The following is a 22,953-nucleotide window of genomic DNA, read 5'->3' as shown; positions in this document are numbered from 1 at the left end:
TTGCGCACCGCACGCCGGCCATCGGCGCCGCTCGCGGTTTCATTCAATGGCCGAAGTAGATCGAGCGTTCGGCGATGCGCGTCGCAGGCCGGTTGCCTGACTGCGTCGTGGCCTCGGCGTCGCGGCCATAACCGGACGAAGCGGACGATGCGGACGAATCGGCCGCCACCGCATCGTTCGCGTGAATGCGCGTCAATGCGGCCTGCAGGTCGTCCGGGTAATGCGGGTCGTTTGCACGGCCCGGGCGATAGCCGGCTTGTTCGAGCTGGACGAGTTCGGCACGCACCTGTGCGCGGGACACGACGGCCTGGTCGGCGAATGCCGGTGCAGCAGCGGAAGCGGAAACAGCGACGAGCAGGGCAGCGATCAATTGGGTTTTCATCATTCACCTCGATAGAAAAGGAACCGGGAATTCGGACGGGCGGCGTTCAGCCGCCCGATACAACGTTCAGGCGATACGGATATCGACGTCGATGTTGCCGCGCGTCGCTTTCGAGTACGGGCAGGTCTGGTGCGCGGCATCGACGATCTGTTGCGCGACGTCGCGATCGAGCCCCGGCACGCTCACGTTCAGCCGGGCCTGCAGGAAGTACGCGTTGCCGCCGGTGCCGAGATCCACTTCGGCGTCGACCGCGAGATCGGCCGGCAGCGTGACCTTCGCGGCACGCGCCGCAAGCTGCATCGCACCGATGAAGCAGGCCGACCAGCCAGCTGCGAACAGTTGTTCCGGGTTGGTGCCGGTGCCGGCGCTGCCCGGCGACGACAGCTGGATGTCGAGGCGGCCGTCGGAACTGCGCGCCGCGCCGTCGCGGCCGCCGGAAGTCGTATGCGTCTTGCCCGTGTACAGCACTTTTTCGATCTTGCTCATCATTTACTCCGTCAGTTGAGGTTTGTTTCAGATGCGATTCGATCGCATGCGATGCAGTTTGGCCGCGTCGACCACTCACGTCAAGCGCATTCGATTAAATCGCATGCGATATTTTGTATTTCAATGTATCTGGAACGTGTCGAGCCTTTCTGGATAAGGATTTCGAGTGATCGCCCCCTGATATCGAACGGATCGATGAACGTGCCGGATTCCGGGCAGGGCACACGAAAACGCCCGCGAGACGGGATGACCGCCCTGCAGGGCGGCCGCTCCATCATGCTGCGTCGATCTCGGCGATCACGACGAGGATCACGGCCGCATCGGCCGGCAACTGGCGCTGGGAGAAGGCCGAACGCGCGTGTCCGGCCTTCTCGCCGAGCACGGCGGCGAACAGGTCGGATGCACCGTCGATCACGGCCGGCTGCCCGAAAAAGCCGTCGGCCGAGCTGACGTGCCCTTCCACTCGCACGATCTTGCGCAACCGGCCGAACCCGCCCAGATGTTTGCCGATCTGCGCAAGCACGTTCAGCGCCGCCAGCCGGGCCGCGAGCTTGCCTTCGTCGACATTCAACTGCTCGCCGACGCGGCCGGTGTAGGCGACCTTGCCGTCGACGAGCGGCAGCTGGCCCGACACGAACAGCAGGTTGCCGGCTTCGCTGACGGCCGTATAGCTGCCGAGCGGAGTCGGCGGTTCGGGTAACGCAAGGCCGAGTTCGGCCAGTTTCCGTTCGATGGTCATGTCGTGCTCCTGGTGGAAAAGGGTTCGGGCGATCGATATTGCCTGTCAGTCACTGTAGTCATGCGGCCCGAAGCCGGTAAATGTCAGCTGCGCAATTGATTCGGGACGCCGTGTAACGAATCGCGCGCGCGGCGCTGGCTGGTTTCCCGCGCGATATTCATGCACACTCGTTGCTCCATCGCGCGCCACATGCCGGAGCCGGCAGGATTCGCCCCATGCAACGTAAATTCGACGACCTGCTGCTGGGCAGCATCGAGCTGTTCTGCCTCGCGGCCGAACTCGGCAGCTTCACGCTGGCGGCCACCGCGGCGAGCGTCACGCCGGCCGCGGTCAGCCGGTCGGTCGCGCGGCTCGAAGAGCGTCTCGGCGTGCGGCTGTTCGTACGCACGACGCGGCAGATTCGCCTGACCGACTCCGGCCGGCGCTATTTCGAGCAATGCCGCGATGCGCTGTCGCAACTCGTCGACGCGGAGCGCGAAGCGACCGGCCAGCAGGCGACGCCCGCCGGCGTGCTGCGGATCAGCATGCCGACGCCGTACGGGCACTATCGCGTGCTGCCGCTGTTGCCCGCGTTCCGCGCGCAGTATCCGGACGTGCGCGTCGAAACCCACCTGAGCAACCGCAACATCGACTTCGCAGAGGAAGGCTTCGATCTCGCGATCCGCGGCCGCGCGCCGGCCGATTCGAACCTGGTCGCGCGCAAGCTGGAAGATGCCGAACTCGTGATCGTCGCGACACCCGGCTACCTGAAGCGGGCGGGCACGCCGACCGCGATCGACGATCTGCATGCACACGAATGCATCCAGTTCGAACTGCCGAGCAGCGGGCGGCCGGTTCCGTGGCTGTTCGACGACGGATCGGACGAACTCGACGTCGCGACCACCGGCAGCTACGGCACATCGGGCGACGTCCTGGCCGGCGTGACGCTCGCACGCAGCGGGGCGGGGCTGTTCCAGACCTACCGTTTCATCGTCGAACAGGACCTGCGCGCCGGCACGCTGGTGGAAGTGCTGCCCGGTCTCGGCGGCCGGTCGCGGCCGTTCATGCTGCTGTACCCGCATGCGCGCTATCTGTCGTCGCGCGTGCGTGTGTTCGTCGATTTTCTCGTCGAGCAACTGGCGCGTGCGCCCGCCAGGCAGGCGGGCAAACCACGCGCCAGGCGAGCTGCCGTACCGCGCTAGGCCGGCTCGGCGCCCCCGCGCCGAGGCTCAATGCCCGGCGCTCTGGCCACCGTCGACGTGCAGGATCTCGCCCGTCACGAACGGCGCCGAATCCAGATAGAGGATCGCGTCGACGATGTCGCTCATCTCGCCCATGCGGCCAACCGGATGCAGCGACGCGAGCGTCGCATGCGTATCGGGCGCATGCATCGGCGACTTGATGATGCCGGGCGACACCGCGTTCACGCGGATTCCGGCCTTCGCATACTCGATCGCGAGCGACTTCGTCGCCGCGTTCAATCCGCCCTTCGTCAGCGACGCGAGCACCGACGGCACGTTGCTGTTCGCGTGGTCGACGAGGCTCGTCGTGATGCTGACCACATGCCCGCCGCCATGCTTCTGCATCGCTTCGATCGCGCGCTGCGTGACGTGAAAGAAGCCGTTCAGGTTGACGTGCGTGATCTGCGCGTAGTCGTCCGCGGTGTATTGCGTGAACGGCTTAGCGATGAACACGCCCGCATTGTTGACGAGCGTGTCGACGCGGCCGAAACGTTCGATTGCTGCGTCGACGACGCGGCGTGCGACTGCCGGATCGCCGATGTCGCCCGCGACGGTGACGAGATCGGGGGCGCTCGACGGGCCGATCGAACGAGACGTCGCCACGACACGATGGCCGCGTGCACGGAATGCGTTGACGGTTTCCGCGCCGATGCCTTGCGACGCGCCGGTGACGATGATGACTCTGGATGTGCTCATGATGTACCTCGACAGGTGAATGGTGTTCGGCTTCAGTGCCGACCGGATCGATGAATCCGATGGGCAAACTGTAGGCGTGCCGGTCACGATTTCGAACACCCACCGTGGTGCAACAGTCTTGCGTCACAGGAACAAATGCGGGGGAGGCCGGTTGCCGCGCCGGCATCGGTGCTGCCGCCGAGGCGCCTGCGGCGTGGCAAATCGGCATGGGCACTCGACGCCGCGCTCAAGCGCCCCGATGCGCTGCGGGAGAACGTCGAAACGTGGCTCGACTGCGGCGAAGGGGCCGGTTTTCCGATGGCTAGGCGCTCCGATTTGTCGGCCACGAAACGCGAAGTTGGATAAAACGATGCACCTATCTGGATAACTTTTCTTATCACAATAGCTACATCATCAATGAAAACTTGCGCCCATGAAAACGCGCTCGACCCGACGCGCTCCCATGCGCTGATGCCAATTGTGATCCTCATCAGGGCAGGGGAATCGTTGTTGTCGGCACGCGATGAGCGTCAGCTGCCAGACCGGACACCGCCTATAATCGCTATCAACCTTCCAGGAAATCGCGGTTACAAGGTGAGGGGGTGTCCAAATGGGAGCGTGCCGTTACATCTGTTCGCGCTTCGTCCTCGCAAGCTCGATCACCGGTCTGGCAATGCTGGCGTGCCCGGTTCACGCGCACGCTGCGGATGGCCCTTCGAGTTCGCCGAACGGGCTCAACCCATCGGAGAGAACGCTCAACGTCTATGCGGTGTACGGCGACGGACGCGCGACCGAGGGTGGCGATATGCATTGGCGTGCGTACGAAGTCGGCTTCGGCGACGTCTTGAACGATTATTTGTCGGCCTACCTCGCGTACATGAACGAGGGACATCCGCTGGATCACCACCGTGACGGTTTTGCCGCCCTGGGTTCGTTTCGTTGGCCGGTCGGCAGTCGCGTGGCGCTCGAATTTTCGGCGGGCCCGTATTTCAGCATGGACACGACACATGTCGACGACCAGCCACGCAATGACAAGCGCTGGGGCGTGCGCGCGTCGGCAGCGGTGCGGTATTACGTCGTTCCCAAGCGCTTCTTCCTCAAGATGCAGTACAACCACGTCCAGATGATTGGCGGATTCAATTCCGACGCGGTGCTCTTCGGCATCGGCTCGGACTTCGGCGGCGATCCTGGCCCGGCGTTTTCGGACGGCAAAACGCAGGTCAGTGTGTGGGCCGGGACGTCGCAGACGAACCGTCCTCAAGTGCCGATCGAAAAGGGATACATGGCCGAAGTCAAGCGGCCGCTCGGCAAAGCGTGGGCCTATTCAGCGAGCTTCGTCTACGAAGGCAACAATGGCGTTGCCGGCCGACGAGGCGTGGCCGCGCAATTCTGGTACGTCGCGCCGATCAGGAGCAAATGGACGCTTTCGGCAGGTGTCGGGCCGTATCTCTCGCGGGATCGGGACGAGGCCTCGGGCAGGACGCGACTCAATGCGTTGCTCAGCGCGCAAGTGTCCTATCAGGTCACGAACGATTGGGCCGCGAGCTTGCGCTTCAATCGTGTCGCAACCGGCAACGACAAGGACCAAGACATGTTCATGGTCGGCGTAGCGCGCAATTTCTAGGCGCTCGTTCTTCTGCGCCGGCTCATTCTGCTGAGATGACGCCGATATTCGACGCGGCTCCGTTGCAGCCATCGCAGCCTCCGGCGCCGGACACCCGGCGGCCGGACAGCTTACTCGGCGCGAAAGCGGACATTTCTATGTAGCCAAAAGCGGACATTTCAATCTAGCCACTACAATCTGTTTTGGTGATAATTATGATTATGTCAAATACGATATTTCAGCCGAAAATGGCATCCGCCAACCCCTGATCCGACCGAAAAACAACCCGCTCCCACCTCAATCGACCTCCAGATCCCCGACCGTTTCCGTTCGCCGCGCGTCCCGCCGCATCCCCGCAGCCCGCCGGCCACGCCGACCGGCGGACACCACCAAACGAAACGCAACCGGCGCAAAAACCAGCCCGAACATCGTCGCCGCCAACACGCCTCCAAACGCACCCGTACCGATCGACCGCCGGCTTTCCGCGCCCGCGCCCGTCGCCAGCACGAGCGGCACGACGCCGAGCAGAAACGCCATCGACGTCATCACGATCGGCCTGAATCGCGCGGCGGCCGCGTCGATCACCGCCTGCCGCAGCGGCACGCCGCGTGCGGCCAGGTCCCGTGCGTACTGCACGATCAAAATCGCGTTCTTCGCCGCCAGCCCGACCACGGTGATCATCCCGACCTTGAAGTACACGTCGTTCGGCATGCCGCGCGCGAGCGCTGCCGCAATCGCGCCGATCATGCCGAGCGGCACGATCGTCAGCACGGACAGCGGAATCGTCCAGCTTTCGTACAGCGCGGCGAGCGCCATGAAAACCGCGAGCACCGACAGCCCGACGAGCAGCGGCGTCTGCCGCGCGGCGACCTGCTCCTCGCGCGCCGCGTCGACCCAGTCGAAGCCGATTCCGGCCGGCAGCCCGCCAGCGAGCCGCTCCATCTCCGCCATCGCCGCGCCCGAACTCGTGCCGGTCGCCGCCCGGCCGCTGATGTCGAGCGACGGATAGCCGTTGTAACGGTTCAGCATCACCGGGCCGATCGTCCAGTGCGGCGCGGCGATCGCCGACAGCGGCACCATGTCGCCGGTGCGGTTCGGCACGGTCAGCGCCATCAGTTGCGTGTCGGTCGTGCGGGCGCCCGGCTCGGCCTCGATGATCACGCGCCGCATCCGGCCCGACGCCGGAAAATCGTTGATGTAGTTCGAACCGAACGTGCCGCCCAGGAGCCCCGCGATCCGCTCGAACGGGACGCCGAGCGCATACGCCTTCGCGCGATCGACATCGAGCTCGATACGCGGCGCGTCCGGCAGGTCTTCGAAATGCACGGCGGCCAGCAGCGGATCCGCCTTCGCGCGTTCAGACAGTTGCTCGCGAGCCGCCTTCAACGCGTCGAGCCCGACCCCGCCACGATCCTCGAGCCGGAACGTGAAACCGTCGGAATGCCCGATGCCGCGCACCGAAGGCGGCAGCGACGCCTCGACGTCGCCGTCGAGAATCTCGCCGAAACGGCGGTTGAGCCGGTCGCGCAGCGTCATCGCATCGACGTCGCGCTGCGCCCAGTCCTTCAGCTCGACGAACGCCATCCCGACGTTCTGCCCGCTACCCGCGAAACTCCAACCGATTACGCTCGTCACGTTCGCGATCGCCGGCTCCGCGCGCAGGATCGTCTCGACACGCTCGACGGCCACGAGCGTGCGCGCCTGCGTCGCGCCGGCCGGCAACTGGATCATCACCTGCAGCTGCCCCTGGTCCTCGGTCGGCAGGAAGCCGCCCGGCATCATCCAGTACAGCAGCCCACAGGCGATCACGAGCGCCGCGTAGACCGCGATGACGATGCCGGTGCGGCGCACCGCGAACACGGCGACGCGGCGATAACCGGCCTCGACACGCGTAAAGCCCGCACCGAACCGGTCGGCCAGCCGCGCGCCGATGCCGCGGCGCCGCGCACGGGCGGCCCTGCCGTCGTGCCGCGCGACCGGCTTCAGCAGGTTCGCGCACAGCGCGGGCGTGAGCGACAGCGCCATGAACGACGACACCAGCATCGACGCGATCATCGCCACCGCGAACTGCCGGTAAATACCGCCGACAGTACCGGGGAAAAACGCCATCGGCACGAATACGGCGGTCAGCACCGCGGTCACGCCGACGATCGCCCCGCCGATCCGTTTCATGGCCCGGCGCGTGGCGTCGCGCGGCGACACGCCCTCCTCCATCACGCGGTGCACGCTCTCGACGACGACGATCGCATCGTCGACGAGGATGCCGATCGCCAGCACGAGACCGAACATCGTGAACACGTTGATCGACAGCCCGAACGCCCACATCGCAACGAACGCGCCCATCAGCGTGACCGGAATCACGACCGTCGGCACCAGCGTGTAGCGCAGGTCGCGCAGGAACAGCCACATCACGCAGAACACCAGCACGACCGCCTCGATCAGCGTCAGCACGACCTCGCGGATCGCGATCGTCACGAAATGCGCGCCGTCGAACGGAATCTCGATCGCCACGCCCGGCGGCAACGTCCTCGACAGCTCGGCGAGCCGCGCACGGATCGCGTTCGACGTTTCGAGTGCGTTGCCGCGCGGGCCGAGCTGGATGCCGACCGTCGCGGCCGGGCGGCCGTTCAGCCGCGAATAGAACGAGTAGTCGTCGCGACCGATCTCGACGCGCGCGACGTCGGCGACGCGCACCGCCGAGCCGTCCGTCTTCGACTTCAGCACGATCCGGCCGAACTCGTCCGGCGACGCGAGCTGCCCCTTGACGACGATCTGCGCGGTCAGCTGCTGGCCGCCCGGAAACGGCGCGTCGCCGATCGCGCCGGCCGTCACCGTCGCGTTCTGCGTGCCGATCGCCGCGATCACGTCGTCGGCGCCGAGGCCGTATTCGCGCAGCTTGTGCGGATCGAGCCAGACCCGCAGCGCCTCGTCGGCGTCCCACAGTTCGGCCGCGCCCACGCCGGGCGCGCGCTTCAGCTCGCGCAGCACGTAGCGGTTCAGGTAATCGCCGAGTTGCGCGGAATCGCGCTGGCCGTCGGTCGACGTCAGCGTGACGAGCATCAGGAACGTGTTCGCCGCCTTGAACACGCCGATCCCCTGCTGGACGACCTGTTGCGGCAACCGCGACTCGACCTGCTTCAGCCTGTTGTTCACGTCGACGAGCGCGATGTCGGGATCGGTGCCCGGCGAAAACGTCACGTCGATCTCGAGGTTGCCGTGACCGTCGCTGCTCGTCTCGTAGTACAGGAGCCCGTCGGCGCCGTCCAGGCTTTCCTCGATGATGCTGCCGACGTCGCCGTCGACCGTCTCGGTCGACGCGCCCGGGTACGCGGCGGTGATCACGACGCGCGGCGGCGCCAGGCGCGGATATTGGGCGATCGGAAGCTGTGGAATCGCGAGTACGCCCGCGACGACGATCGCAAGCGCGACGATCCACGCAAAGACGGGACGATCGATGAAGAACGACGGCATCGACATGCGTCAGCGCACCGCCGGTGTTTCGCCGCACGGCACGCGCGCGGCGTGGGCGCGCTGCGCCCGGTACACGTCATTCATCGGTTCTCTCTCGGGAACCGCGCACCGGCGCCAGCATCGACGACGCAAGCAGTGCACGCGTATACGGATGGGACGGCGCATGCAGCACGTCGAGCGTATCGCCCTCCTCGACCACGCGCCCCGCCTTCATCACGACGACCCGGTGAGCCATCGCACGCATGACCGCGAGATCGTGGGTAATGAACAGGTAGCTCAGTTTGTACTTCTTTTGCAGATTCGTCAGCAGATTCAGCACCTGTTTCTGGATCGACACGTCGAGCGCGCTCGTCGGCTCGTCCAGCACCAGCAGTTCCGGCTCGACCGCCAACGCACGCGCGATCGCGATCCGCTGCCGCTGGCCGCCGGAGAATTCGTGCGGATAGCGCAGCATCGACTCGGCCGGCAGGCCAACCTCCTGCAGCAGCGCGGCGATTCGCGCGCGCCGCGCGTCGCCGGCCACCTGCGGCCGGTGCACGATGAGCCCTTCGCCGACGATCTGCTCGACCGTCATCCGCGGCGACAGCGAGCCGAACGGGTCCTGGAACACGACCTGCATCCTGCCGTACAGCGTGCGCCGGCCGCCCGTCGTCCGCAGCGTGTCGAGCGGCATGCCGTCGATCTCGATCGCGCCTGCAGCCGGCCGCTGCAGGCCGAGCACCGTCGCCGCCAGCGTCGATTTCCCCGAGCCCGACTCGCCGACGATCCCGAGCGTTTCGCCGCGCTTGAGCGACAGCTTCACGTCGTGCACGGCGCGGAACGTCGTCTTGCCGAGCACCGCGCGCCAGCCTTTCGCCGCGATGCGGTAATCGACCGCGAGATCGCGCACGTCGAGGATCGTCTGCGCGCCGGCCGCGACGGGCTCGACGGCCCGCTGCGGCGCACTGTCGAGCAGTCGGCGCGTGTACGCATGCTGCGGCGCGGCGAACAGCGCATCGGTCGTGTTCGTCTCCACCAGCACGCCCTGCTCCATCACGGCCACGCGCTGCGCGAAACGCCGCACCAGGTTCAGGTCGTGCGTGATCAGCAGCACGGCCATGCCGCGCGCGGCCGCTTCCTGCTCCTGCAGCTCGATCAGCAGATCGACGATCTGCTGGCGCACCGTCACGTCGAGCGCCGTCGTCGGTTCGTCCGCCAGCAACAGCCGCGGCCGGCACGCGAGCGCCATCGCGATCATCGCGCGCTGGCGCTGCCCGCCCGACAGCTGATGCGGAAAACTGTCGATCCGCCGCTCCGGCTCTGGAATCCCGGTGCGCCGCAGCAGCGCGATCCCGCGTTCGCGCGCGTCACCCGGCCGCAGCCCCTCGTGCAACCGCAGGCTCTCCGCAATCTGCTTGCCGATCGTATACAGCGGATTCAGCGCGGTCATCGGCTCCTGGAACACCATCGCGATGTCGGCGCCGCGAATCCCGCGCATCTGCTGTTCGGTTTTCGCGAGCAGATCCTCGCCGTCGAACAGCATCCGCCCCGACAGCGTCGCCTGCTGCGCGAGCCGCAGGATCGACAGCGCCGTCACGCTCTTGCCCGAGCCCGATTCGCCGACGAGCGCGACCCGCTCGCCACGCCCGATCGACAGGCTCAGGTCCTGCACGGCGGGCTTCGCGCCGAAGCGCGCCGAAAACCCGTCGATCCGCAGCAACGCGTTCGCCATCATCGCCCCCCGCCGAACACCGAGCCGCGCGAACGCGTGTCGAGCGCGTTGCGCAACGCGTCGCCCATGAACGTGAGCAGCAGCAGCGTCACCACCAGCGCTGCGAAGGCGGAGATCGAGATCCACCATGCATCGAGGTTGTTCTTGCCCTCCTGGAGCAGCTCGCCGAGGCTCGGCGTCGGCGGCTGCACGCCGAGGCCGAGGAAATCGAGGCTCGTCAGCGACAGGATCGCGGCGCTCATCCGGAACGGCAAGAACGTGATCACCGGCGTGAGGCTGTTCGGCAGCACATGGCGCCACATGATCTGCGCATTCGTCAGCCCCATCGTGCGCGCGGCTTTCACGTAATCGAGCGTGCGGTTGCGCAGGAATTCGGCGCGCACGTAATCGGACAGCACGAGCCAGCCGAACATCGACAGCAGGATGAACAGCAGCCACAGCGACGGCGTGAAGATCGACGCGAAGATGATCAGCAGGTACAGGTCCGGCAGCGCGCTCCAGATCTCGATCAGGCGCTGGCCGATCAGGTCGGTACGCCCGCCGTAGAAGCCCTGCAGTGCGCCCGTCAGCACGCCGACCAGCACGCCCGACACGGTCAGCGCGAACGCCATCAGCACCGACAGCCGGAACCCGTACAGCAGCCGCGCGAGCACGTCGCGCCCGAACTGGTCGGTGCCGAGCCAGTTGCTCGACGACGGCGGTGCCGGATACGGCCGCGACGCAAAGTAGTCGATCGTGTCGTAGCGGTACGGGTTCGGCGGATAGACCGCGAAATTGCCGTGCGACTCGAGCTTCGCGCGAATGTACGGGTCGAGGTAGTTCGTCTTCGCGGGAAAGTCGCCGCCGAACTCGGTCTCCGGATAGTCCTTCACGATCGGAAAGTAATAGTGCCCGTCGTAGCGCACGAGCAGCGGCCGGTCGTTCGACAGGCCATCGGCGCACAGACTGAGCGCGAACAGCACGACGAAGATCACGAGGCTCGCATAGCCGAGCGGCTGCGCGCGAAAGCGTTGCCACGTGCGCCGCCACGGTGAAGGCGACGGCGCGCACGCGTGCTCAATGGTCCAGGCGGCTGAACTGGATACGGGGGTCGACGAGGACATAGCAGATATCCGCGATGAGCTTGGTCAGCAGACCGATCAGGGTGAACAGGAACAGCGAGCCGAGCACGACCGGATAGTCGCGACGGATCACCGCGTCGTACGACAGTTGCCCCATCCCGTCGAGCGAGAACAGCGTCTCGATCAGCAGGTTGCCGTTCAGGAACGCGCCGACGAATGCCGCCGGCAGCCCGGTGAGCAGCGGGATCGCCGCATTGCGCAGCACGTGCTTCCACAGCACGTCGCGCTCCGGCGCCCCCTTCGCCCGCGCGGTCAGCACGTACTGCCGGCCGATTTCCTCGAGGAACGTGTTCTTCGTCAGGATCGTGACGATCGCAAAATTGCCGATCACCGCCGCCGTGACGGGCATCACGATGTGCCACAGATAGTCGAGCGTCTTGCCGACCATCGTCAGGTCGTCGAAGTTGTCCGACGTGAGCCCGCGCATCGGGAACACCTGCCAGAACGTGCCGCCGCCGAACAGCATCAGCAGCAGCACGCCGAGCACGAAGCCCGGCACCGCGTAGCCGGTCAGCACCAGCACGCTCGTCACGGTGTCGAACCGCGAGCCGTTGCGGACCGCCTTCGCGATGCCGAGCGGCACCGACACGAGATACGTGAGGATCACCGTCCATAACCCGAGCGTGATCGAGACCGGCAGCTTCGAACGGATCACCGCCCACACGCTGCGATGCGCGAAGTAGGACTGGCCGAGGTCGAACGTCGCATAGCTTTTCAGCATCAGCAGGTACCGCTCGAACGGCGGCTTGTCGAAGCCGAACTGCTTGCGGATCTGCGCGATCTGCTGCGGGTCGACGCCCTGGCTGCCGTGATAGCCGCCCCCGCCTCCGCCCGCATCGCCTCCGCGTGCGCTGCCGTGCCGCAACTGCGCGAGGACCTGCTCGACCGGGCCGCCCGGCACGAACTGCGTGACCGCAAACGTGATCGTCACGACCCCGACCAGCGTCGGGATCATCAGCAGCAGCCGCCTGAGAATGTATGCCAGCATCGTTGCTCCCTCGTCAGGCTGCCGGTGCAGGTTGTGCGGCCGGCTTCTTCACGTACCAGTAGTCGATGATCCAGTCCTCATACTGATAGGAGTCCGGCACGATCGCCGGATGACCGAGCGTCGCCTTGTACCCGATCCGCGCATTCGGCAAGTAGTACTGCGGAATCAGCACGTACAGGTTGATCAGCACACGGTCGAGCGCGTGCGTGGCCGTCTCGAGATCGTCGAGCGTGTCGGCCGCGAGCGCCGCGCGGATCAGTGCATCGACGGCCTTCGACTTCACGCCCGGATAGTTCTCGGAGCCCGGCTGCGACGCAGCCGCGCTGCCGAAGCGGCGCGTCAGCTCCGCGCCGGGGATCGTCACGGGCAGGTAGATGTACGTCGTCATGTCGTACTCGAAATTGTCGAGCCGCTTCAGGTAGACGGCGCTGTCGATCTCGTGCAGGTACGCATGGATGCCGAGCGTCGCGAGCGCCTGCGTGTACGGCAGGATCAGGCGGTCCATGCCGGGCTGGTCGTCGATGATCTCGATCGTCATCGGCGTGCCGTTCGCATCGCGCAGCGCGCCGTCCCGGTAGTGCCAGCCGGCCTGCTCGAGCAGGTCGCGCGCTTCCTTCAGGTTCGCGCGCAGCGAGCCGGGCGGCAGCGTCGACGGCTGGCCGATCATCGGGCCGAACACGGTCGGCGGCAAGATCGACCGGTACGGTTCGAGCAGCGCGAGCTCCTTCGCGCTCGGCACGCCGGACGCCGCGAACGGGCTCGCCTCCCAGAAGCTGCTGGTGCGGCGGTACTGCCCGTAGAACATCATCCGGCTCATCCAGTCGAAGTCGAACGCCAGCGCGAGCGCATGCCGCACGCGCACGTCCTGGAACATCGGCTTGCGCAGGTTCATCAGGAAGCCCTGCATCTGCGCGGGCCCGTCCGGGAATTCACCCTTCTTCAGCATGCCGTTGCGGAAATTCTTGCCGACGTACTTGCGCGCCCACTGCGTCGAGCTGTATTCCATCCGCGCGTCGACGTCGCCGGCCTTGAACGCTTCGAGCGACGTGTACTGATCCAGGTACAGCTTGAACGACACGTGGGCGAAGCGGAACATGCCGCGCCGCGACGGCAGGTTCGCGGCCCAGTAGTGCGGGTTGCGCACGTAGCGGATCTGCTTGTCGTTCCTTCGCTGCTCGATCAGGTACGCACCGCTCGCGATCGGCGGCACGGTCGCGATCTGGTCGAACGGCGGCCGTGTGCCGTCCGCGCGTTGCCCCCATTTCGGCGAGAACACCGGCAGGTCGCCCGCGATCAGCGCCGCGTCGCGCTCCGCGTGCTTGAACTCGAAGCGGATCGTGTGGCCGTCGACCACCACCGCGCGCTTGATGATCGAGAACTGCGCGTTGTAGAGCGGCGACGCCTGCGGGCTCGTCAGCGTGTCGAACGAATACTTGACGTCTGCCGCGGTGATCGTGTCGCCGTTCGAGAAGCGCGCGGCCGGGTTGAGGTGGAACGTTGCGGACAACCGGTCCGGCGCGACCTCGACGTCATCGGCGATCAGCGCGTATTCGGACGCGAGTTCGTCCCAGCTGCGCTGCATCAGCGTGTCGAACATCAGGTTCTTGATGTCGGGCGCGGGCGAGCCGCGCACGAGGAACGGATTCAGCGAATCGTAGCTTTGCGCTTCGTCGTAGTTTTCGAAATCGAGCGTGCCGGTGTCGGGCGCATTCACGTCCGCGTAGTCGAAATGCGTGAAGTCCGGCGGATATTTCGGCTGGTCGTATTGCGAGATCGCCGGCACCGCGAGCGCGGCCCGCGGCATCGCAACGCCCGACGCGAGCAGCACCACGCTGGCGAACAGCGCGGCACGCACGCCGTCGCGCAGTCGCGCGTACGCACGCATCGGGCGCGTGTGGTGCGACACGCGTGCCCATCGCCATTTCAACAATGTCATGGTCAATCTGTCCGGAAGCGTGCGGGCGCGAATCCTGCGCGCGGTCGATGCCTGTGCCGGACGCCGCGTGCTGGCCGCGTCCCGCCGGTAGGTCATGGTGCAAACGATCAAAACACTGCGCCGTCGCGCGCCCCGGTTGCGGGCTCGCGTGGCGCCAGGCGAAAAAGGGCCGCTCCATTTAAAGGGGGGGTTGTGGACGTGGAGCGGCCCGTCCAAGCCTGTCAATCCATCGCGGCCTCCGTCAGAACTTGTACGTCGCGCCGACCTGCGCGAACCGGCCGATGTATGAATACACCGACGTGTCGTACCCGCTCTGATCCAGCGTGCCGTTCGCGAAGATCGGATCGTACGGCGGCGTGCGGTTGAAGATGTTGTTGATGCCGCCGTAGATCGTCCAGTTCTTGAAGCCCGTGTACGTCATCATCAGGTTGAACTGGCTGTACGAACCGACCTTCGACGGCGCGGGCGCCGGCAGCAGGTTCTGCGCATACGGGCCCGTAAACTCCCACGTCAGCGCCGCATCGAACTTCCGGTAGTTCCAGTCCAGCGTCGTGTTGCCGCGCCAGCGCGGGAAGCTGCCGCCGAACGGCTGCGTGATCGTGAAGTTGTTGCCCGCGCCGTTGACCGGCGTACCGCCCGGGAAGCCGATCTTGTAGCTGTTGATGTACGCCCAGTCGCCCGACAGCGTGATCGTGCCCCAGCCCTTGAGCGGCAGGCCCTGGCGGAACGTGCCCTCGAAGCCGTTCGTGTCGAGGTAGCCGAGGTTCTGGTACGGGATCACCTTGTACAGCAGCTGGCCCGTCGTCGGATCGGTCACGACCTGCGACGGCGTGCCCTGGCCGATCACGTTGTCGATGCGGATCTTGTACCAGTCGAAGCCGAGATCCGTGTAGCGGCTCGGCGACACCTGGAAGCCGATGTTGAAGTTACGCGTGCGCTCCGGCGCGAGGTTCGGGTTGCCGACGGTGATCGACGTGTAGTTCTGGCCCGTGGCCGGATCGACCTGGATGCCGAGCGTCTGCGACTTGCTGTCCTCGACGAAGGTCGGCGCGCGGAAGCCGCGGTTGTACGACGTATACAGCGTGAGCGCCTTGATCGGCTGGTAGCGCAACGCGAAGCGCGGCGAGAAGGCGCCGCCCACGTCCGTGTAGTGGTCGTAGCGACCGGCCTGGCTGAACGTCAGGTTCTCGAGGATCGGCACGTTGATCTGGTAATAGACAGCCGCGACGTTGCGCTGGCCGTTCACCGTCTCGAGGTCCGGCGTGATGACCGCCCCGCTCAGGTATTCGGAGCCCGGCGTCAGCACTTCGCTCTGGTGCGTGAACTGCGCGCCGAAGCCGATACCGACGTCGCCGGCCGGCAGATGGAACAGGTTCGGCGTCGACAGCGTCGCGTCGATCGTGTCGAGCTTCGAGATGCCGAGGTTGTTCGCTTCCTGGAACAGCCCGTTGAACGCGTTCGGCGTGGCCGCCGGGTTCGCGAAATTCAGCGTGCCGTTCTGGTAGATGTTGTTCAGCGCATTGACGTTCAGCTGGTTCGTGAACACGTTCGACACCGTGCTCTGCGAATGACTGACCGACGTCGCCCAGTCCCAGTCGCCGTACGGTAGCGTGAACGACCCCTTGATGCCGGCGGCCGCGCGCCAGTAGTTGGCCCAGGTCTTTTGCGCGACCGTGTTCGGAAACGCGTAGGTGAGCGGCGTGGCCGCGCCCGTCGTGTTGTACGGGTTGCTGACCGGTACCGTGTAGTTGAACGGCGACAGCAGCTTCGTCTGCGGATTCCAGACGAGCGCCGGATTCTGCGAGTTGCCGATCACGTTGTTCCACAGGCCGTCGTTGGTCGTGGTCGTGTTGTAGCTCTCGAGGAAATCCGCGAACGCGGTCGTCTTGTCATCGATCTTGAAGTCCGCATGGAGCTTCGCGTTCAGGCGCTCGGTCATCGGCAGGATCGACGTGCTTTCGGCGGTGTTGTACCCGCAGACCGTCCCCGGCGACCCGGCCGACAGCGAATTCGACGCGGCCGGATGGACCGAGCCGCCGAACGGGCAGCCCCCGCTGAGTGCCTGCGCGACGCCGCCGGGCATGTTCCAGTATGACGGCGCGAGCAGCGAGAAGCCACCCGGCTTGCCCGTGAAGTCCTGGTTGCGCGTCGAATCGCGGTCGGCCAGCGTGAAGCCGTTCGACTTGTAGTAGCTGAGCGCGGCCGTCACGTTGAAGCGGTCGGCGTTCAGGTCGCCGAAGCCGCCGAGCACGCCGAACTTCATCGTGCCGTCGCCATTACCGGCGTTGATCGCGCTGCCGAGGCTGCCGTCGAGCTGCAGGCCGCGGAAATTGTGTTTCGTGATGATGTTGACCACACCGCCGATCGCGTCCGAGCCGTACTGCGACACGGCGCCCGTCTTCACGATTTCGATCCGCTCGATGTCGTTGAGCGGGATCGTGTTGAGGTCGAAGAACGAATCGACGCTGTTCGAAAAGAACGCGTACGGCGCGACGCGCTGGCCGTCGACCATCACGAGCGTGTACTTCTCGGAGAGGCCGCGCAGCGCGATGCCGGCTGCGCCGGCCGCAAAGTTGCCCGATTGCCCTTCGCCCCAGCTGTTCGCCGAGTTGGCCGCCGCGTCGCGCAGGAAGTCGGTGACGGTCACCGCGCCACTGGCCTGGATTTCCTTCGGCGTGATCGTCTGCACCTGCTGGAAGCCCGTCTTGTCGGCCTGCCGGATCAGCGAACCCGTCACTTCGAAGCGCTTGATCTGCGCGACCTTGCCCTGCCCGTTCGCACCGGGTGCGGCGGGCGTTGCTTCGGCCGCTGCACCGGATGCCGCATCGGGCGCCGCAGCCCCCGTTGCAGCGGCGGTGCCCGCCGTCCCGCCCGCCTGTGCGACGGTCACGGGCGTGCCGTTCGCGACCGCATCCGCGACCGCGACGGCGCCCGGCGCCGGCTGGCTCTGGGCGAACGCCGACGGCGCCAGTGCGGCCGTCAACGCAAGTTCCGCCCAGACTATCCTCTTGATGGCCAACGCCAACACTCTCTGCTTCATCTTGTTCCCTCTCGCTCGTAGTAAGACCCCACCTGCTGTGCGCCGGAACCTTGTGAATTCCTTGCGCGTCCTGGGTGCCCGTGTACCGGAACCCGCGATTGCCACTCATTCGACCGCCATGACGCGAACGGATCGGCCTCGGGGCACCAGTGCCATTCAGCACGACCGGTTTTTCTGATTTTGATTCGCCATCCTAATTACCTACAATGAGCGCACTGCCTGCTTCTTCCCGATCCGACGGATGGCGCGTCCTGCTGCACACCCCTCCTTCGATCGGATACTTCTCCTTCGTCGCGGCCCGACGTGCGGCCGCCGCCGCTAGAACAGCCTCGGCGTGCCGACCCAGACGATCACCGCCTCTTCGTCGGCCGTGTTGTGCCACGCATGCGGCATCGTCGACTCGTAATGCGCGGTGTCGCCCTCGTTCAGCGTGAAGGTGCAGTCCTCGAGTGTCAGCGCGACCTGCCCGCGCATCACGTAGACGAACTCCTCGCCCGCATGCGTGGTCATCTCGGACGGCAACTGCCCCGCCGGCATCCTGACGAGGATCGCGTCGAGCTTGCGGCCATCGACCAGGTTCGTCAGCCGGGCGAACAGGCTCGTCGAGTTCGCGAACTGGAAATACTGCAGCGCATTGCCGCGACATACCGAACGCGCTTCCGTCGGCGTGTCGATGAAGTACTGCATCGTCACGCCCAGCGCCTTCGCGATCCGGACCAGCGACGTGATCGACGGCGTGGCCCGTCCGCGTTCGACCTGCGACAGGAACGGCTTCGAAATGCCGGCGATGCCGGCGGTTTCGTCGAGCGTAAGTTTCAGGCGCTGGCGCAGCGCCCGGATCTTGTTGCCCAGCGACACGGCGACGAGCACCGACTCATCAGGGGGCACAACCATGGATGAACTGAGCCTCGCAGTCGAAATCGGTTTGATGTCGGCGATCCTTGACCGATGCGACGATGCGCACCGCCCGGCGCGATACGCGCCCGCGCACGGCAGCCGCGTGCAGGCAGTGCGCGGCGCAGCACGGCACCGTCTCGGCCGGCCCTCGCTCGTCTCGCATATTTCATTCGGTTTACTAACTAACAAGATTGCCCCTTTTCCCCGTCGGACCTGACCGTCATGCATCGAAACGCTCGCGGCAGCACACCGCTTGCCGACGGCGCCCGCGGCGTGCGCCGGCGCCCTGTCGTTGCGTTACCGGGATGCCACCGCCGTCCACAGCCTGGCCAGGTCACCGGAACCGTCGGTCCCCTTGACCGTGCGCAGCACCTGGACCGCGTGCGCTTTCTGGCCGGCCACGTAGTACGCCTCGCCGAGCCGCAGTCGCGCCGCGTCGGGATGTTCGAGGCCACCCTTCGCGATTGCCTGCTCCATCATCGGCAGCCCCTGCTGCGCCTGGCCCGCAAAGACGAGATTCATGCCCGTGTCGAGCGGCGTCGCCGGCGTCGCGGCGTCTCCGCCCGATTGCGCGCGCTTCGCAGCAAGCGCCTGCAGCCGTTTCTCGCGGTCCGCCTGCGCGTCCTTGCCGAGTACGCCCGACGCGAACCCCTGGTCGATCACCTGCTTGCCTTCCGCCGGCGATCCCGCAACCAGCGCGAGCTGCGCCATCTCCATGTACGCGTCGGCCGTCGCGAGCGATCCCGTTGCGCGGCGCAACCGGTAGATATCGAGGTCGAGCGACGACAGATACCCGGGCGTGCCGCGAATGGCCGTGATCATTTCGTCCCAGTACGCGGGGCTCGGATGGTAGGCCACCAGCAGCCCGAGCGCACCGCGATACGCATTGCCGTCCTTCACTTTCTGCGCGCACGTCGCGAGCATCTGCAACTGCCCCTCGTCCGGTGCGTGCCCGCCGTTCGCCTGCGCATTGGTGCTCGCCTTCAACTGGCTCACGACCGGCGCGCAATCGTTCGACAGGTAATACGACTGCGTGAGCAGCGTGCGCATTTCGGGATCGGTGCCGCCTGCCTTCAGGTAGCGCTGGGCAATCCGGATCGCCAGCGGGTAATTCTTCTGCTGGAAGTAGATCCCGGCCAGCGCGGCCGTTGTCCGCTGCTCGTCCTCGCCCGACAGCCGCCCCGAGCTCAGTACCGTCTCGTACGCCTGCGCGGCCGTGCCCGTCTCGCCGGCCGCCATGGCTGCAGCGCCGCGCATCTCTTCCACCATGTACGTTTCGTACGGCGTCCGGTTGGGCACGGCAGCCGCCTGGGCGATCTTGCCAAGCGCGTCGCGATACTTGTGCGCGCGGTACAGCTCCTGCGCCGCCGCGAGCGGTTTCGCCACGTCCGGCCGCAGCGCGTCCGCCGGCAATGCCGGCCGGCCGAGCGTGCAGGCCGCGCCGAGCGTCGTCACCGCCATGATCCGTTTCCATCGTCGCTGGTTCATCGGCTCGTCCGTTTCGTCATTGCATGAACTGTTCGTTACCGATCAGGCCGATCTTGGTCGCGCCCACGCGTTGCGCCGACGCCAGCACGGCCGCCACGTCCTTGTACGGCACCAGCTTGTTCGGTCGCAAGTGGATCTCCGCCTGCACGGGTTCCGCCGCGACCTGGGTCAGTTTCGCCTCAAGCGCCGAACGGTCCGGCACCGGTGCGCCGTTCCATGTCGTCGTGCCGTCGAAGTCGATGTCGATCTGCACGACTTCCGGTGGCGTGGCCGGTGGCGGCGGGTTGCCGACCGGCAGGTCCATCTTCACCGAATGCATCTGGATCGGAATCGTGATGATCAGCATGATCAGCAGCACCAGCATCACGTCGATCAGCGGCGTGGTGTTGATGTCGACCATCACTTCCGGTTCCGCATTGCTCCCGCCCGAAGGCACGTTCATCCCCATCGTCGACTCCTGTCGACCCACGTTAGCGATTTAGCGCTTACGTGGGTCCCATGCTTTGCGGTCGACCCACGTTGGCGCTTTAGTGCTTATGTGGGTCCCATGCTTTGCGGTCGATCCGCGTTTGCGCTTTAGTGCTTACGCGGGCCCCATGCCTTGCAGCCGATCCACGTTGGCGCTTTAGCACTTACCCGGGCCCCATGCCTTGCAGCCGACCCACATTAGCGCTTTAGCACTTACCCGGGCCCCATGCCTTGCAGCCGATCCGCGTCGCCACCTAACCGCCGCGTGCCGGCGGCTCCGTAATGAACGACAGCTTCGCGATTCCCGCGCGCTCGCACATCGTGACCACCCGTCCGATGAACTCGTAGCGCGTGTTCTGGTCGCCCCGCACGTGCACGCTCGGCTGGGGCTGCTGCTGCGACACGCCCTTCAGCTTCGCGAGCAGCGTCGGCGCGTCCACCAGTTGCTCGCCCCAGAAGAAATCGCCGTCGCGATTCACCGCGATCTCGATGCTTTTCGGCGTCGTCTGCAGCGGCTGCACCGTCTCCTTCGGTAGCTGAAGCTGGATCGTGTGCGTCACGACCGGAATCGTGATCAGGAAGATGATCAGCAACACCAGCATCACGTCGACGAGCGGCGTCGTGTTGATGTTGGCGATCACCTCGTCGCTATCGTCCTGCCCGACGTTCATGGCCATCGCGCGTCTCCGTCAGCCGGTCAGTTCGCGAGCGAAGCCGCTGGCGACGCCGCGCGCACCGGGCGCCGGTTGCCGGCCAGCAGCACCGTGTGCAGCTGTGCGCCGAAGTTGCGAACCCGCTCCATCACCGACTTGTTGCGCCGGACCAGGAAGTTGTAGCCGAGCACCGCCGGCACCGCGACGGCAAGGCCGATCGCGGTCATGATGAGCGCCTCGCCCACCGGGCCCGCGACCTTGTCGATCGACGCCTGGCCCGCGATGCCGATCGCGGTCAGCGCGTGATAGATCCCCCAGACCGTGCCGAACAGCCCGACGAACGGGGCGGTCGACCCCACCGTGGCCAAAAATGCGAGCCCGTCCTGCATCCGGTTCGACACGTTCGTGATCGAGCGCTCGACCGACACGTCGATCCACGTGTTGCGGTCCACCGCTTCGAGCAGCGCGTCTTCGTGATGCTCGCCGGCTTCGATCGCGGTTTCGGCGATAAAGCGGAACGGCGACGCCTCGTCGAGCAGCCTGGCGCCCTCGGCCAGGGACGGCGCGGTCCAGAGCTGCGCGTCGGCCAGTTTTGCGCGCCGGTTCGCACGCAACTGCTCCAGGAACTTCGTGATCATGATGTACCAGCTTCCCATCGACATGATCACCAGCAGGATCAGCACGAAACGAGCGACGAAGTCGCCGTTCTTCCATAGCGCGCCGAGCCCGTACGGATTCTCGACCGCTTCCGTCGTGGCCGGCGCGGGCGGCGGCGCAGGCTCGGCGGCGGCCGGCACCGGAGCCGGTGCGGCCGACGGCGCCGCGGCCTGCGCCGATGTATTGGCCGCCCCGCTGGCCTGCGCATGGGCGAGCTGCGGCGCAACGAACCCGTCGACCACGGCGACGGACATCAACATGCTTGCCGCCAGCGCGGCCAGTGAACGCTTCGTCATACCCCACTCCAGTTCTTTCGTTGAACTTAATACATAAGTTCGAGACGGTTTTCCCCGACCCGGCTCGCGCCGGGTCGCCCACTGCATCAATTCAGATTGAACGAGAACGGCACCTGGACCCGCACCGACTGGCCCTGTGCGACGCATTTGAACCGTTTCACGGTGTTGAACGCGGCGCGATCGAGGATCGGATCCGCGGACTGCGCGACGCGCTCGTTCGTGATGTTCCCTTCCGCATCCACGACGAACTCGATCGTCACGTCACCCGTGATGTTGTTTTCCTGTGCTTCCTTCGGATACTGGATCGACGCGCGCAGCGTGTCCGAATTCGGGCAGACGACCCCGACGTCATGGCTCACCGGCTTGGCCGGCGCCGGAGGCGCCACCACCGGCGCCTGCACGGCCGGCGCGGACGGCACCGGGGCCGACTGGTGCGTGATCGTCGCCTGCGGCGGCGCCTGCACCTGCACTTCCGGCGGCGGCACGAACGGCGGCGGCGGCGGCGCGAATTTCGGCGGCGGGAGCTTGACCACGGGCATCGGCGGTGGCGGCGGCGGCTTGACCGGCTCGATGATGCGGGTTTCGATCGGATGCTGGATCACCTGCACGACTTTCGTCGCGAGGCCGTTGAGCAGCGCGTAGATCAGCACTGCATGCAGCACCAGGACGATCCCGATGCCGCCGAACCGGCGCACCGGGTTCTGCTGCTTCTTGCCGAACTCTCTCGGACGCCCCAGCGTGGCCAGTCCGCTGTTCGATGTAGCCAGATGTTCTTCGACTTTCATGCCCACCATCCATCCCCCAAGCGATTCGCCCAGTTTCGGGTTGCGGCCGGCAGCGTAGCCAGGTCGGCAGCGCCACCGCATCATCCCGAAAATTTCATTTCAAATTCAATTAGCAATCCGAATTGAAAGAATTACATTCGAATTCCAATTCATTCTTTTTCAAGGAATCGTTCCGGCCGGCGCGGCCCGGCTTTACACCGGAAAATCACGCGCCCGCACGGTCAGGCAATTGTCAGCTGAGCTGGCGCCACCTCGTATTTCGTATGACGATTCGCCGTTCGTTACGCGGTGATGTCAATGGCGCAGTTCACTTGGGTGCAGAAGATAGCAAGGAAAA

19 protein-coding genes are annotated in these 22,953 nt (G+C 65.9%); 3 read left to right on the top strand and 16 right to left on the bottom strand.

The window, feature by feature from the left end; translation table 11 throughout:
• Positions 1-43: 43 nt before the first annotated feature.
• The 3 genes from U5809_RS24860 to U5809_RS24850 form a co-directional block, all read right to left on the bottom strand.
• The gene (locus tag U5809_RS24860; protein WP_322088463.1) at positions 44-382 is read right to left on the bottom strand and encodes a DUF4148 domain-containing protein; all 339 of its coding nucleotides are present in this window, start codon (positions 380-382) and stop codon (positions 44-46) included.
• Positions 383-448: 66 nt separating this feature from the next.
• The gene (locus U5809_RS24855) at positions 449-868 is read right to left on the bottom strand and encodes an organic hydroperoxide resistance protein (protein ID WP_322083086.1); all 420 of its coding nucleotides are present in this window, start codon (positions 866-868) and stop codon (positions 449-451) included.
• A gap of 274 nt (positions 869-1,142) precedes the next feature.
• Positions 1,143-1,607 carry a RidA family protein gene (locus tag U5809_RS24850; RefSeq protein WP_322088462.1) on the bottom strand — a complete coding sequence of 155 codons (465 nt, stop codon included), beginning with the start codon at positions 1,605-1,607 and terminating at the stop codon, positions 1,143-1,145.
• A gap of 215 nt (positions 1,608-1,822) precedes the next feature.
• Between U5809_RS24850 and U5809_RS24845 the strand changes: the two genes are divergently transcribed.
• Positions 1,823-2,788, top strand: a complete 966-nt coding sequence (locus tag U5809_RS24845; RefSeq protein WP_322088461.1) for a LysR family transcriptional regulator — start codon at positions 1,823-1,825, stop codon at positions 2,786-2,788.
• Between the two features lie 27 nt (positions 2,789-2,815).
• On the opposite strand, the gene U5809_RS24840 is transcribed toward U5809_RS24845, so the two are convergent.
• Positions 2,816-3,523, bottom strand: a complete 708-nt coding sequence (locus U5809_RS24840; RefSeq protein ID WP_322088460.1) for an SDR family NAD(P)-dependent oxidoreductase — start codon at positions 3,521-3,523, stop codon at positions 2,816-2,818.
• Positions 3,524-4,112: 589 nt separating this feature from the next.
• Here U5809_RS24840 and U5809_RS24835 point away from each other — a divergent pair.
• Complete coding sequence (locus U5809_RS24835; RefSeq protein ID WP_322088459.1) at positions 4,113-5,126, top strand: hypothetical protein; 1,014 nt, start codon at positions 4,113-4,115, stop codon at positions 5,124-5,126.
• A gap of 276 nt (positions 5,127-5,402) precedes the next feature.
• Here the strand turns inward: U5809_RS24835 and U5809_RS24830 are convergent, their stop codons facing one another.
• The 7 genes from U5809_RS24830 to U5809_RS24800 form a co-directional block, all read right to left on the bottom strand.
• Positions 5,403-8,576 carry a multidrug efflux RND transporter permease subunit gene (locus U5809_RS24830; protein WP_322088492.1) on the bottom strand — a complete coding sequence of 1,058 codons (3,174 nt, stop codon included), beginning with the start codon at positions 8,574-8,576 and terminating at the stop codon, positions 5,403-5,405.
• Positions 8,577-8,652: 76 nt separating this feature from the next.
• The gene (locus U5809_RS24825; protein ID WP_322088491.1) at positions 8,653-10,287 is read right to left on the bottom strand and encodes a dipeptide ABC transporter ATP-binding protein; all 1,635 of its coding nucleotides are present in this window, start codon (positions 10,285-10,287) and stop codon (positions 8,653-8,655) included.
• Positions 10,287-11,390, bottom strand: a complete 1,104-nt coding sequence (locus U5809_RS24820; protein ID WP_322088458.1) for an ABC transporter permease — start codon at positions 11,388-11,390, stop codon at positions 10,287-10,289. Before U5809_RS24820 ends, U5809_RS24825 begins: the two co-directional genes overlap by 1 nt.
• The gene (locus U5809_RS24815; RefSeq protein WP_322088457.1) at positions 11,344-12,396 is read right to left on the bottom strand and encodes a microcin C ABC transporter permease YejB; all 1,053 of its coding nucleotides are present in this window, start codon (positions 12,394-12,396) and stop codon (positions 11,344-11,346) included. Before U5809_RS24815 ends, U5809_RS24820 begins: the two co-directional genes overlap by 47 nt.
• 13 nt (positions 12,397-12,409) lie before the next feature.
• Positions 12,410-14,332, bottom strand: a complete 1,923-nt coding sequence (locus U5809_RS24810; protein ID WP_322088456.1) for an extracellular solute-binding protein — start codon at positions 14,330-14,332, stop codon at positions 12,410-12,412.
• 241 nt (positions 14,333-14,573) lie between these two features.
• Positions 14,574-17,372 carry a TonB-dependent receptor gene (locus U5809_RS24805; RefSeq protein WP_322088455.1) on the bottom strand — a complete coding sequence of 933 codons (2,799 nt, stop codon included), beginning with the start codon at positions 17,370-17,372 and terminating at the stop codon, positions 14,574-14,576.
• A gap of 318 nt (positions 17,373-17,690) precedes the next feature.
• The gene (locus tag U5809_RS24800; protein WP_176047947.1) at positions 17,691-18,266 is read right to left on the bottom strand and encodes a helix-turn-helix domain-containing protein; all 576 of its coding nucleotides are present in this window, start codon (positions 18,264-18,266) and stop codon (positions 17,691-17,693) included.
• Between U5809_RS24800 and U5809_RS24795 the strand changes: the two genes are divergently transcribed.
• Positions 18,265-18,486 (top strand): hypothetical protein, encoded by a 222-nt coding sequence (locus U5809_RS24795; RefSeq protein WP_322088454.1) that lies wholly within the window; start codon positions 18,265-18,267, stop codon positions 18,484-18,486. The two genes, U5809_RS24800 and U5809_RS24795, sit on opposite strands and share 2 nt — an antisense overlap.
• Before the next feature lie 80 nt (positions 18,487-18,566).
• On the opposite strand, the gene U5809_RS24790 is transcribed toward U5809_RS24795, so the two are convergent.
• From U5809_RS24790 to U5809_RS24770, 5 genes are all read right to left on the bottom strand, one after another.
• Positions 18,567-19,757 (bottom strand): tetratricopeptide repeat protein, encoded by a 1,191-nt coding sequence (locus U5809_RS24790; protein ID WP_322088453.1) that lies wholly within the window; start codon positions 19,755-19,757, stop codon positions 18,567-18,569.
• Positions 19,758-19,773: 16 nt separating this feature from the next.
• Positions 19,774-20,205, bottom strand: a complete 432-nt coding sequence (locus tag U5809_RS24785; RefSeq protein WP_059663605.1) for an ExbD/TolR family protein — start codon at positions 20,203-20,205, stop codon at positions 19,774-19,776.
• A gap of 274 nt (positions 20,206-20,479) precedes the next feature.
• Positions 20,480-20,902 carry an ExbD/TolR family protein gene (locus U5809_RS24780; protein ID WP_048250972.1) on the bottom strand — a complete coding sequence of 141 codons (423 nt, stop codon included), beginning with the start codon at positions 20,900-20,902 and terminating at the stop codon, positions 20,480-20,482.
• Positions 20,903-20,922: 20 nt separating this feature from the next.
• Positions 20,923-21,831 carry a MotA/TolQ/ExbB proton channel family protein gene (locus tag U5809_RS24775; protein WP_282505056.1) on the bottom strand — a complete coding sequence of 303 codons (909 nt, stop codon included), beginning with the start codon at positions 21,829-21,831 and terminating at the stop codon, positions 20,923-20,925.
• Positions 21,832-21,917: 86 nt separating this feature from the next.
• A complete protein-coding gene (locus U5809_RS24770) occupies positions 21,918-22,616 on the bottom strand; it encodes an energy transducer TonB (RefSeq protein WP_124451891.1) in 699 nt (232 codons plus the stop codon).
• Between the last annotated feature and the right edge of the window lie 337 nt (positions 22,617-22,953).

Origin of the sequence: Burkholderia sp. BCC1999 (genome assembly GCF_905339975.1) — a bacterium.
GTDB lineage: Bacteria > Pseudomonadota > Gammaproteobacteria > Burkholderiales > Burkholderiaceae > Burkholderia.
Note: the sequence above shows the minus strand (reverse complement) of the source record. Positions and strands in the feature narration are given on the sequence as shown.